Origin of the sequence: Shewanella sp. 10B, from assembly GCF_023475885.1 — a bacterium.
In the GTDB taxonomy this organism is placed as follows: domain Bacteria; phylum Pseudomonadota; class Gammaproteobacteria; order Enterobacterales; family Shewanellaceae; genus Shewanella; species Shewanella mangrovisoli.
Genome location: NZ_JAMDJO010000001.1, coordinates 707,405 through 720,199 on the forward strand (window position 1 = coordinate 707,405; position 12,795 = coordinate 720,199).

General features: G+C 48.4%; 10 protein-coding genes. 8 read left to right on the forward strand and 2 right to left on the reverse strand.

The genetic code is table 11. The annotated features are described in order from the left end of the window. The first annotated feature begins 65 nt into the window (after positions 1 to 65). From acpP to M0415_RS02995, 5 genes are all read left to right on the forward strand, one after another. Positions 66 to 299, forward strand: coding sequence for an acyl carrier protein (gene acpP / locus M0415_RS02975; RefSeq protein WP_006081231.1), 234 nt, complete (start codon positions 66 to 68; stop codon positions 297 to 299). Between the two features lie 209 nt (positions 300 to 508). After that, positions 509 to 1,747, forward strand: coding sequence for a beta-ketoacyl-ACP synthase II (gene fabF, locus M0415_RS02980; protein WP_039978489.1), 1,239 nt, complete (start codon positions 509 to 511; stop codon positions 1,745 to 1,747). Between the two features lie 177 nt (positions 1,748 to 1,924). Beyond that, complete coding sequence (locus tag M0415_RS02985) at positions 1,925 to 2,293, forward strand: hypothetical protein (RefSeq protein ID WP_086902621.1); 369 nt, start codon at positions 1,925 to 1,927, stop codon at positions 2,291 to 2,293. A 116-nt stretch (positions 2,294 to 2,409) separates the two neighbouring features. Further along, positions 2,410 to 2,889 carry an acyl-CoA thioesterase gene (locus M0415_RS02990; protein WP_011623149.1) on the forward strand — a complete coding sequence of 160 codons (480 nt, stop codon included), beginning with the start codon at positions 2,410 to 2,412 and terminating at the stop codon, positions 2,887 to 2,889. A gap of 340 nt (positions 2,890 to 3,229) precedes the next feature. Beyond that, positions 3,230 to 4,105: an NAD(P)-dependent oxidoreductase gene (locus M0415_RS02995; protein WP_086902622.1), complete on the forward strand. Its 876-nt coding sequence runs from the start codon at positions 3,230 to 3,232 to the stop codon at positions 4,103 to 4,105. A gap of 100 nt (positions 4,106 to 4,205) precedes the next feature. On the opposite strand, the gene M0415_RS03000 is transcribed toward M0415_RS02995, so the two are convergent. After that, positions 4,206 to 5,054 (reverse strand): D-hexose-6-phosphate mutarotase, encoded by an 849-nt coding sequence (locus M0415_RS03000; protein WP_086902623.1) that lies wholly within the window; start codon positions 5,052 to 5,054, stop codon positions 4,206 to 4,208. A gap of 227 nt (positions 5,055 to 5,281) precedes the next feature. Here M0415_RS03000 and M0415_RS03005 point away from each other — a divergent pair, with 227 nt between their 5' ends. From M0415_RS03005 to M0415_RS03015, 3 genes are all read left to right on the forward strand, one after another. Further along, positions 5,282 to 7,072: an acyl-CoA dehydrogenase C-terminal domain-containing protein gene (locus M0415_RS03005; protein ID WP_249555732.1), complete on the forward strand. Its 1,791-nt coding sequence runs from the start codon at positions 5,282 to 5,284 to the stop codon at positions 7,070 to 7,072. Between the two features lie 266 nt (positions 7,073 to 7,338). Beyond that, positions 7,339 to 9,555, forward strand: coding sequence for a TonB-dependent siderophore receptor (locus M0415_RS03010; protein WP_249555730.1), 2,217 nt, complete (start codon positions 7,339 to 7,341; stop codon positions 9,553 to 9,555). A 278-nt stretch (positions 9,556 to 9,833) separates the two neighbouring features. Continuing rightward, a complete protein-coding gene (locus M0415_RS03015; protein WP_249555728.1) occupies positions 9,834 to 10,841 on the forward strand; it encodes a patatin-like phospholipase family protein in 1,008 nt (335 codons plus the stop codon). 161 nt (positions 10,842 to 11,002) lie between these two features. Here M0415_RS03015 and asnB read toward each other — a convergent pair whose 3' ends face one another. Beyond that, positions 11,003 to 12,667 carry an asparagine synthase B gene (gene asnB / locus M0415_RS03020; RefSeq protein ID WP_011717455.1) on the reverse strand — a complete coding sequence of 555 codons (1,665 nt, stop codon included), beginning with the start codon at positions 12,665 to 12,667 and terminating at the stop codon, positions 11,003 to 11,005. Positions 12,668 to 12,795: the final 128 nt, after the last annotated feature.

Here is a 12,795-nt window from a genome sequence, read left to right on the forward strand (position 1 = left end):
AGCCAAATCTAATAAACTACTCGCAATCTTACGCAAGTGCGTAATTTGAATAGGAAAGAAAACTAATGAGCAACATCGAAGAACGTGTAAAGAAAATCATTGTAGAGCAACTGGGCGTTAAAGAAGAAGACGTTAAACCAGCGGCATCTTTCGTTGACGATCTGGGTGCAGATTCTCTGGACACTGTTGAGTTGGTTATGGCTCTGGAAGAAGAGTTTGATACCGAGATCCCTGATGAAGAAGCTGAAAAGATCACTACTGTTCAAGCAGCGATCGATTACGTTTCTAAGAATCAGTAATTCTGAATTCTAGAGAACAGGCGGCAAATATGCCGCCTGTTTTTGTTTTAGCCCCGCCCAATTCTGCAATAGTGCCATTCAATCGTCTCTGGAGCCTGTGTGTTGCATTTGTCCATGAGATGCTCGCCGCAGATTGGCGAAGACTCTTTATGATAGAAACACCGTTATCTGTCATAACCTTATCTATTTAGCATTAAAAGGTGACTGCCGTGTCTAAACGTCGTGTAGTGGTAACCGGTTTAGGGTTAGTAACTCCCGTGGGTAATACTGTCGATACTACTTGGAAGGCGCTGCTTTCGGGTAAGAGTGGTATTGCACCTATAACCAAATTTGATGCCAGCGAATTCACCACTCGTTTCAGTGGTTCTGTAAAAGATTTTGATGTTGAGCAGTACTTAACCAAGAAAGACGCCCGTAAAATGGACCTCTTTATTCAGTATGGTATGGCTGCTGGCATCCAAGCTATCCAAGACTCGGGTCTGGATATGAGCAAAGTAAATCCTGGCCGTGTCGGTACTGCTATCGGTGCGGGCATGGGTGGTATGTGGTTAATTGAACAAAACCACAGCGCACTATTAAGCGGTGGCCCCCGTAAGATTTCGCCTTTCTTCGTGCCAAGCACCATCATCAATATGATTGCTGGCCATTTATCGATTATGTACGGTATGACAGGCCCTAACTTTGCCGTTACGACCGCTTGTACTACTGGTGTGCACAACATCGGTTTTGCGGCGCGTACTATCGCCTATGGCGACGCCGACGTGATGGTTGCTGGCGGCGCCGAAGATGTCACTTGTCCATTAGGCGTGGGTGGTTTTGGCGCAGCTAAAGCGCTGTCGACCCGTAACGATGACCCAACCGCAGCCAGCCGTCCATGGGATAAAGACCGTGATGGTTTTGTCATCGGTGATGGCGCGGGTGTGATGGTAATGGAAGAATACGAGCACGCTAAGGCGCGCGGCGCGACCATTTATGGTGAACTCGTCGGCTTTGGTATGAGCGGTGATGCGTTCCATATGACATCGCCACCAAGCGATGGTGCGGGCGCAGCTGCAGCTATGGTCAATGCGGTGAATGATGCCAAACTGCCATTTGAGAAAATTGGCTATATCAATGCCCACGGCACTTCAACACCTGCGGGCGATAAAGCCGAAGCGGCAGCGGTGAAATCTGTGTTTGGCGATCATGCCTACAACCTGCTGGTCAGTTCGACTAAGTCTATGACGGGTCACTTGCTGGGCGCTGCGGGTGCAGTAGAAGCGATTTTCACCCTGCTTGCACTACGCGACCAAGCTGTACCACCGACCATCAACCTCGATAATCCAGATGAAGGCTGTGATTTAGACTTCGTGGCGCACACCGCCCGCGATGTGAAGTTAGAGTACGCCCTGTGTAACTCTTTCGGTTTTGGTGGCACAAACGGTTCATTGCTGTTTAAGAAAGTTTAAACAACGGTTAGCTCAATAAAAAATGCGCCTATAGGCGCATTTTTTATGCCCGAATTGTGCCGAATATCACTTTCTAACCTGCTGATATCCAAATAGTTAACCTTTGTTCATCAAGCTTGTTTAATCCAGCTTGCCGCCGATAATGACAGGCATATACCGCTTAAATGGATGCTTGTCATGTTAAACCCTCTGGTGATCCCACTTGTGCCAATCGTTGGCGCCGTAACCGCAAATTTGACCGAACTTATCCGTGGTGAATCCAAAGTTTGGCATCCGAATATGGATATCGGCATGAAGACCTTCACCTTTGCCATTGCCGCATATGTACTGGTGTGGTTTGCGTTGTTGGTGACTGCCATCAGTGTCGGTGGCAGCAACCATATGTCATCGGGATTTGAAGTGATTGGGCTGTTTTTGGCGGGGTTGGGTATTTACACTTATGGCAAGGGCACTCGCTTTGTTAGCAGTCAATTACAACTGTGGTTGTATCGCCTAGCGTTGCCGGGATTATTACTCACCTGCGGGCTGATAAGCTACTTTGGCTAAATCGGTTCTCTTCACTGGGACAATCGTAATTATCTTTACGCTATTGCGCATTTCTATCGTAAACTCAACTTATTGCAAAATCATTGAGCCACAGAGGCTGAATAAGTTGAGGTTATATGGCTGGTATCGATAGACAAATTACCCTGAGATTTTTGTCTGAGCCTGCGGATGTGAATTTTGGTGGTAAGGTTCACGGCGGCGCTGTGATGAAATGGATTGACCTTGCGGCCTATGCTTGCGCTGCGGGTTGGAGTGGTAAATATTGCATTACCGCCTATGCGGGGGGAATTCGATTTGTACAGCCGATCCTTGTGGGCAATATTGTCGAAGTCAGCGCAAAGGTGATTTATACCGGCAAGACCTCGATGCATATCGGTATTGATGTGCGAGCAGGGGATCCTAAGGTCTCTGAGCGCCATCTCACTACTCACTGTATCGTTATCATGGTGGCCGTGGATGAAAATGGACAACCGACACCTGTGCCTGAATGGGTGCCGCAGACTGAGCATGATATTCACCTGCGTGATTCTGCGCTGCGTTTAATGGAGATGCGCAAGAAAATTGGCGCCGAAATGGAAGCCCACGTGCAAAAGTGATTTTGGCTCGTGATATAACACAAAGGCGCCTTAGTGCGCCTTTGTTGTTTCTGTCGAACACTGCGTTTGCTGCCAAGGGCATTTTTACTCTGACGCTCGCCTAAGCGAGTGCTACACTGCCGCCAGCGTTTTTTTTACCGATTGACCCTTTAAGTTGAAACACTTGCTCGCATTTTTTTAGTTTAGGTCGGGTCTTTCTCGGAGTAACATAAGCGCGCGTTCAGCGTGTCGTTAGTCCATTGTGGTCAATTCAGTATTGTCAATCTGGCGGTGTTAATGAACGCAGTAAAATGTGTGGTGTAAAACGTTTCACCTTGTTTATCAATCAAAGGAATTCCTCATGGCAAAAGTCGCATTTATTGGTTTAGGCGTAATGGGTTACCCCATGGCAAGACACTTACTCAACAAGGGCCATGAGGTTACTGTGTATAACCGCACTTTTGCCAAGGCACAAACTTGGGTTGAGAACTACGGCGGTCGTTGTTGCCCAACGCCCAAAGAGGCGGCTATTGGCCAAGATATTGTGTTTACCTGCGTAGGCAACGATAACGACTTGCGTGAAGTGGTATTAGGCAATGATGGCGTGATCCATGGTATGGCTCAAGGCACTGTACTGGTTGACCATACAACGGCTTCTGCCGATGTGGCCCGTGAATTACATAAAGTGCTGGCCGAAAAAGGCATCGATTTTCTCGATGCGCCTGTATCGGGGGGCCAAGCTGGCGCCGAAAATGGCGTGCTGACCGTGATGGTCGGGGGCGATCAAGCCGTGTTCGAGCGTGTAAAGCCCGTTATCGAGGCGTTTGCGCGCTGCGCCGAGCGTTTAGGTGAGGTAGGAGCAGGTCAACTCACTAAGATGGTTAACCAAATTTGTATCGCAGGTGTGGTACAAGGCCTTGCCGAAGCCCTGCAATTTGCCCGTAAGGCTGGCCTTGACGGTGAAAAAGTGGTTGAAGTGATCAGTAAAGGCGCGGCGCAAAGCTGGCAGATGGAAAATCGCTACAAAACCATGTGGGGCCAAAGCTATGATTTTGGTTTTGCCGTCGATTGGATGCGTAAGGATTTAGGCATTGCCCTAGAAGAAGCTCGCCGCAATGGCTCGCACTTACCCTTAACCGCATTAGTGGATCAGTTTTATTCTGAAGTTCAAGCCATGGGCGGTAATCGTTGGGACACCTCAAGCTTGTTAGCGCGTTTTGAGAAAAACACTAAGTAGGCGGTGATTGCCAAATAGATGACCATCGTGAATTTGATGGCATAAAAAAGCCCAGTCATGCACTGGGCTTTTACATTGATGGGATATCGACAAAGACGGATTAGTCTGCCCAGCGAATATGGGTGACTAAACTGTGACTCTCGCCGGGGGCCAGCGTTAATTTATCTTCAAGCACATTGGCGGCTTCTAAACACACCATGGTCAGATAGTCATCGTCATTAAAGCGGGCAAGGCGAGTTGATTTTTCAATCCAAGGGTTCCACAACACGGCCGAGTGGCTATTTTCGCGGCTCACTTCAATCACACCTTGGGGCGTATGTAAGTGTTGTACTGGGCCTAGCTTGGTGTAAACGCGATCGGTTTCGCGGTCGAATAGCACGTCGTCCGTTGTTTGCGGGTAAGGCCCTTCGGCAAACTCAATATATTGAGCACCACTAAAACCCGTGGCTTTAAGTTGGTGAATATCTTCAATTGGAAAATAACTGTGTAGTGCTTGGGTGAGTGTTACGGGCACATCGCCAAGGTTAGTGTTAACTAAGCTGATACTTAAGGTTTCACCTAAGGTAAAGAGGACGTTGACTTGGGTATGGTGCGGCCAAAAAACCTTATCTTCTTCACCGATCGTTAAGCTGAAACGCAAATCTACCAATTGATTACGCATCTCAACCGACTCGAGTGTCCAAATACGGGTACGGGCAAAACCATGTTGTGGAAAATTAGCTTGGTTGCTCATGCCAAACCAAGGCCAGCAGACAGGTACACCGCCACGGATCCCATTACCCGGTTGATAGTCATCCGCCGAAGACACCCATAACAAGGGCGGCTTACCTACGGGTTGAAAATGATCGATTTGCGCGCCTTGTAAAAAAATCCTTGCTTGGCATAACGCAGTGTTCACTTCGACATAATCGAGCCCGTTTGCGTGTTTTTTGGTGGTAACAGAACCCATAGTAACAATATCCTCAACCTGATGACGTATCAGCAATACAGACACTTAGCTTACAAACTTTTGCACTTGAGCATAAGCCTTTGTTGCGATCAATTTACGGTTTCGCTGTTCGATTGTGTAAACAAAAGTCATTGTGCCAAGGTCCAGATGCTTCCTTTTTCAACAGATTTAGCTAAAGTGGTCAGAGCACTGAGTTCATTGCCATAAAACAAGAAAGGGAAGCGATTATGCCAGTCTATCAAGCACCACTACGTGACTATCAATTTATCCTCGATGAAATGTTGCATATTTATCAGCAAGATGCCTTAAAAGGCTTCGATGAAATCGACCCCGATCTGGTCGATGCCATCCTACAGGGTATGGCGGATTTCAGTACTGAGGTGATGTTGCCGTTAAATAGCGTAGGGGACGTGCAGGGCTGCAAACTCGTGGATGGCAAAGTGGTTACCCCCGAAGGTTTTGCCGACGCCTATCAGCAGTTTGTCGATAATGGCTGGCCTACACTGACCTGCGATCCCGCCTATGGCGGCCAAGGACTGCCCGAAGTGGTCGGTATTTTCGCCACAGAGATGCAAACCTCGACCAACATGGCCTTTGCCATGTATCCCGGCCTGACCCATGGCGCCTATGCGGCCATTCATGCCCACGGCAGTGAGGCGCTGAAACAGAAGTATTTAGCCAAATTAGTGAGTGGTGAATGGACTGGCACCATGAACCTAACCGAATCCCATGCAGGAACCGATTTAGCACTGCTGCGTACTAAGGCCGTTCCCGCGGCGGACGGCTACTTTGTCATCACTGGGGAGAAGATTTTTATCTCCTCGGGTGACCATCAATTTACCGATAATATTGTGCATTTGGTGCTCGCCCGTTTACCCGATGCCCCCGAAGGCGTGAAGGGGATTTCGCTGTTTGCCGTGCCTAAAGTGTTGGTGAACAGTGATGGCAGTTTAGGTGAGGCGAACAGCCTCTATGCTAGCGGCCTCGAGCACAAAATGGGGATCCACGGTAATTCAACCTGCGTGATGGTATTTGAGGGGGCACTCGGTGAGTTAGTCGGCGAACCCCATCAAGGGCTGCGCGCCATGTTTACCATGATGAACCAAGCGCGCCTTGGTGTCGGGATGCAGGGATTAGGCGTGTCCGAAATCGCCTATCAAAATGCCTTGGCCTACGCCAAAGACAGATTGCAGAGCCGCGCCATCAGTGGAGCTAAGGCGCCCGAAAAAGCCGCCGATCCGATTTTGGTTCACGGTGATGTGCGCCGGATGTTGTTATCGCAAAAAGCCTTTAATGAAGGTGCCCGGGCACTCGTTGGTCAGCAGGCGCTGTGGCTCGATGAGGCAGAGCGTCATAGCGATCCAGCCAAGGCGAAAGTGGCTGCCCAGTTAGCGGCCTTATTTACCCCTGTGGTGAAAGGTTTTATCACTAATCGTGGCTTTAATGCCTGCGTGGATGCCCAGCAAGTGTTTGGTGGTCATGGCTATATCCACGAGTGGGGGATGGAGCAGTTTGTGCGTGATAGCCGCATCGCTTTGATTTATGAAGGCACAAATGGCATTCAGGCGCTCGATTTAGTTGGGCGTAAATTGCTGAGCGATCGCGGCGCCGCCATGCAGCAATGGTCTGCGTTAGTGACTGAGTTTATTCAATCACAGGATAAAGATCCGCAAATGCAGCCCTATATCAGTGGGCTAATGGATTGTGCCACCGATTTACAAAAGGCGAGCGGTTATTTAGCGACCCATGCGACCAGCAATCCCGACATTATCGGCGCGGCATCGATGGCGTATCTCGAGTTATTTGGCATTACTGCCCTTGCCTGGATGTGGGCGCGTATGGCGAAGATTGCACTCACTGCACTCGAAAATGGCACACAAGAGTCCGACTTTTACCAGGCTAAACTGAAAACGGCGGACTTTTATATGGCGTATTGGGCCGTGCAGAGCCGCAGTCTGCGTAAACAATTGGAGCTGGCGAGTGAGATGCTAACTACACTCGATGAGGCTATTTTTTAAGTCTTACCTTCAAAGTGTTACAACCAGTCAAAGCCAGCAGCGTGATGCTGGCTTTTTTATTTAGATGGCTTTTATTAAGCGCCATTCAATAAGAGCCATGCCGTTTATCCATACACAAAGAATGGACTCTCTTTACAATTGTTACAAACCCCGACCGATGTAAATTTAAATGAGAATTATTGTCATCTAATAATCAAACTTTATAATGACGGCACATTTTAGATGACATGGGTAAACCACAGGTTTGCTCAAGGTTGGGGGACTTTGTGAAATCACGTTTTGCCTATTCAATACTAACGCTTGCCCTGATGCCGCATTTGGTCTTTGCGGCTGCGCCTAACGCTCAAGAGAGTCAACCCGAGCAAGAAAGTGCTTCAACGGCACAAGCCAATATACAAACCAACACACAGGCCGAAGCACAAGCTGAGACTAAGGCGCCAGAGCGCATTGTTGTGCGTGGTCGCGCCATGCAGATGTATGTCGATAAAGAGACGGAAATCGGCACTAAAACGGCAATTAATGTGATGGAGCTGCCGCAGTCAGTACAAGTGCTGACCGAGCAACTGATTGACGATCAAGCCGCCCGCAATATTACTGACTTATACCGCTCCATTGCCGGTGTCAGTGAATTTAGCTATTCCGGCGTGACCTTTCGTGGCTTTCGCGACGATGCCAACGTGTTTTACGATGGCGTGCGTGGCGACCCGTATTCGGGATTTTCGGTGCCACAACTGTTCAACGTACAGCGGGTTGAGGTATTAAAAGGCCCTGCATCGGCACTCTATGGCGGTGGCGAACCCGGCGGCATGATTAACTATGTCACCAAAAAACCAACCTTTGTCGAGCGTAAAGAGCTCACCCTAAGCACGGGCAGTTACGACATGATGGGCGGCTCGCTGGATTTCACCGGCGGCTTAACCGAGGATTTAGCCTATCGATTGGGGGGCTATTATCAACAGGAAGATAGCTTCCGTAACAATGCCGATAGTTTAAATGCCGAAGTAGCCGGTGGCTTACTGTATGAAATCAGTGACGATACTAAGCTCACCACCACATTCGATCTGATAAGACAGGATTTGGGCGGTAATCGGTTACGTGGTGTACCCGTGGATGATGCGGGCAATTTCCTCGTTGACCCTTCCTACAATGCCAACGAGAAGAGCGACTTCCAGAAAATGGATGCCTTGGTGCTGCAAGCGATTCTCGATCATCAATTTAGTGATGATTTTTCGGTAAAAACTCAAATTCGTTATCTGAATAATGAATCCGATCAGCAATATCACGAATCCCGTGGTTGGGTCGATGTGAACGGTGATGGTAAGGCAAACAGCGCAGATGGCACCATCAAACGTGAATATCGTGTCCAATCCCGTGCCAATGACGAAATCAGTTTAACCAATGATTTTGTCTATCGTTTTAATGCCTTAGGTTTTGAGCATGAGTTCCTGTTTGGTGGTGATTATCACTATGTCGAAACCGAATACCATTACAAGTTGGCGACCAGCAAGGAAGGCGTGGGTAATCTCAATATCTTTGAGCTGAATTACGGAGAAACTAATCCGAGTACTTATCAGTTAAAAGACATGGATACCGACGGTACTCGCTCCAACCGTTTTGGCCTCTATCTGCAAGAGCATCTGCATTTTAACGAGCAGTGGTCTTTAATTGCGGGTCTACGCTTTAGCCAGTTTGATGATTACGATAAAAAGACCGGATTCTCCTTTAGCGATAATGCTATTACCCCAAGGGCAGGGCTGAATTATCGTCCAATCGAATCTATGTCTTTCTATTTGAACTACTCAGAGAGCTTTAATCCGGCATCATTGTCGGATCAAGAGAGTATTAAAAGTGACGGCACACTCGATTCCGAAACCGGTAATCAAATAGAGCTTGGGATGAAAAACGAGTGGCTCGATGGCCAGTTTATGACCACGCTCGCACTCTATCGTATTGAAAAACAAAATGTGGCCCAGGCAAACCCTCTAGATACCGGCGATGACGATGGTATTCCAAACTTAGTCAATTTAGGCGAAGTACGTAGCCAAGGGGTAGAATGGACGCTGGTGGGGGATCTTACGGATAACCTTACCGTAACGGCCAACTATGCCTATAACGATACCCAAGTGATTAAAGGCGTGATCAACGACAGCCTGACCAACACCTTTGGTGACGGCAAACACTTTGCCAATGCGCCGCGTCATCAAGCCGGTTTATGGACGCGTTACGATATTCAAGCGATTGATTCGGCCATTGCCTTCGGGATGGACTATGTGGGCGAGCAATTTAGCCTCAATGGTCAAACGGTGAAACCCCATACAGTGTTTGATATGAGCTGGACAACCCAATGGGATCAAACCCAAGTGCGCGTAAATCTGAAGAATATCTTCGACAAGGAATATGCTGTTAGCGGATTTAGTGAGCGCAATGGCCATTTCCCCGGTGAGCCGCGTAATGTCACCTTGGAATTGACCCATAAGTTCTAGCGTAAAGCTTCCAAGTGTCATCTATGCCCGCGTGATGATTCGCGGGCATAGATTGATTGTGCAAAAGATTGTATATAAAGATAAATTTCGCTATATCTTTGTAATGTGCATGAGTGTTTTAGCATTGCTGCTAACCATGCCATGATCCGCATGAAACGCTTCTTATATTTCATTTACCGATTACAACGATAGATTCTATCCGTTTTTGACTGTGACTATCTTTGTTTAGACTGAGCTTATCTATTCTCCATTGCGTCTTTGTTGCGATAAGGTCAGTTATGCCGCCGATTAGCTATTTATCTTCTGCCTCTCAATCTGTTACCGCGCCGAAAGTAGCGTTAATTGCAGAAGGCGGTGGCCAGCGCGGCATTTTTACTGCGGGCGTACTCGATGCTTGGCTTGAGGCGGAATTCGACCCCTTCGATTTATTGATTGGTACCTCAGCAGGCTCGCAAAACTTGACCAGTTTTTTAGCCAGACAAAAGGGTTACGCCAAAAAACTCATCCGGGGCCTTACGCGCCATAAACGCTTCTATCAGCTAGGGCGTGGTCTGATTGGTGCCAATGTCATCGACCTCGACTGGTATTTTGAGCAGACTCAGCGTGGCAGCTTTAAGCTGGATTTAGCGGCGGCCAGTCATTCCCTCAATGGCCGAGAACTCCTTATTACCACCACGCGAGTCTCTGACCGCCAAGGGTATTTCTTGAGTCCAACCAGTCATGAGCACTGGCGTGAACTACTCAAAGCCTCTAGCGCCTTGCCTTTTTTATATAAACAGGGGGTGAAGTTAACGCCTTGGTTAGGGATTGGATCTGCTAATCATAGCGATGCGACACTCGAATCCAAGCAAGACTTTTACCTCGATGGTGGCTTAGCGGCGCCGCTGCCCGTGCGTGAGGCGTATAAACGGGGTGCCCGCAAAATTGTGGTGGTCAGGACGGTCAATGAGGACTTTCAAGCCCAATCGGCTTGGGTACATAAGCTTAAATCGTGGATCTGTGTTTCTGGTTTTTGCCCTAAGACCATTGATTACCTAGTGCAGCATGAAGAGGCCTATCAGGCCGAGCTAGACTTTATTGCCAATCCTCCAGATGATGTTGAAATTGTGCAGATTTTTTCGAAGGCGCCATTACAGAGCAAGCTGTTAGGCAGCACAGATGCGGATTTACGCATTGATTATCAGCAAGGGATAAAGGCGGGGAAGGCGTTTCTTGCAACGTCTTCTTGGCAAATTTCCAAGGCTAAAGATGCGACACTCGTTGCACCGCTGGCGATATCGGCCTAGGTTTTTAGTTCGCTCTACTTGAAATACTCAAGGTGATATTCCAAAGCAACATTTATGTTTGGTGCCGTGTGGTCAAGCTAAATCAAAGTCTTAAAGAGTTAGATAGTTAAAGATAAAAGCCACCCTAGGGTGGCTTTTATCTTGATGACATGCCTCAGCGATTAATAACTAGCAGCATGCACTGAGCGTACGGCGCGGCCTGATGGGTCGATAATGCCACGTAAGCTTTCGTCCCACGCCAGCGCTTCAGGCGTAGAGCAGGCGACCGACTTGCCACCGGGAACCGTTTCGGCGGCACTTGGCAATGGATAATGCTCTTCAAAGAAACAACGGTAGAAATAGGCTTCCTTGGTTTCTGGTGTGTTGTACGGGAAGCGGAACTTCGCATTGGCCAGTTGCAAGTCGTCGACTTGCTCAGCGGCATGGGCTTTTAAACCATCGATCCAAGAGTAACCCACGCCATCGCTGAATTGCTCCTTTTGACGCCAGGCGACTTCTTTTGGCAATTTATGCTCAAAAGCTTGGCGCAGAATGTGTTTCTCAATCCGACCATCCTTAGACATTTTTGCCTCAGGGTTGATACGCATCGCCACATCCATAAATTCCTTATCGAGGAAAGGCACACGGGCTTCGAGTCCCCACGCCGCCATGGCTTTGTTGGCGCGCAGACAATCGAACAGATGCAGTTTATCCAGTTTACGCACGAGTTCCTCGTGGAAGGCCTGCGCGTTTGGCGCCTTGTGGAAGTACAAGTAACCGCCAAAGAGTTCGTCGGCACCTTCACCCGATAACACCATTTTAATGCCCATCGCCTTGATTTTACGCGCCATCAGGTACATGGGTGTCGCGGCACGAATGGTGGTGACATCATAGGTTTCTAAGTGGTAGATGACTTCTTTAATCGCATCTAAACCCTCTTGGAAGGTAAAGTTGATCTCGTGGTGAATGGTACCAATCGCATCGGCGACCTTCTTAGCAGCGGCTAAATCCGGCGCGCCTTTTAACCCAACGGCAAAGGAGTGCAGCTGTGGCCACCAAGCACCACTTTGATCGTCATCTTCGATACGGCGTTTGGCAAAGGTTTGGGTAATCGCCGAGATCACCGAGGAATCTAAACCGCCAGACAACAACACGCCGTAGGGCACGTCGGACATCAATTGGCGCTTAACGGCGGCTTCGAGGGCATCACGTAATTCTTCCTGGCTGGCGCCGTTATCTTTCACCGCATCAAAGCTCTGCCAATCGCGAGTGTAGTATTGCACTGGCTCACCGATGCTTGAGTACAGATATTGCCCAGGCTGAAATTCGGCCACGGTTTTACAGACCGGCATCAGTGCCTTCATTTCGGAGGCCACGTAGAAGTTACCCGCCGCATCACGCCCAGTGTAGAGCGGGATAATACCCATATGATCACGGCCAATAAGGTAGGCATCTTTGGCTTTATCGTAGAGTACGAAGGCGAAAATACCGTTTAATTTATCAAGGAATTCAGTGCCGTATTCTTGATATAGCGCCAAGATCACTTCGCAGTCAGAGTTGGTTTGATAGCTGTATTTATCGCCGAGTTGGGCTTTGAGTTCTTTATGGTTGTAGATCTCACCGTTGACCGCGAGGATAAGGCTGCCGTCTTCGGTTAGTAGTGGCTGCGCACCGTGTTCAATATCGACAATCGCCAAGCGCTCATGGGCCAAAATCGCTTTATCGCTGGCGTAAATGCCTGACCAATCGGGGCCGCGATGGCGCATCAGTTTGGACATTTCCAGTGCCACTTGGCGTAGCTCTTTCGCATCGGATTGAATATCTAAAATTGAAAAAATTGAACACATAATGCAACTCCTAAACCGCTGTATTTCATTTGAGGATGTCTCAATTGAGTATCAATGTGCCAGCGATTCGGGATTTTGCCAAATACTATTTTTGATGATTTGTTTGTTTTTAGGTGTTTTCGATGGTT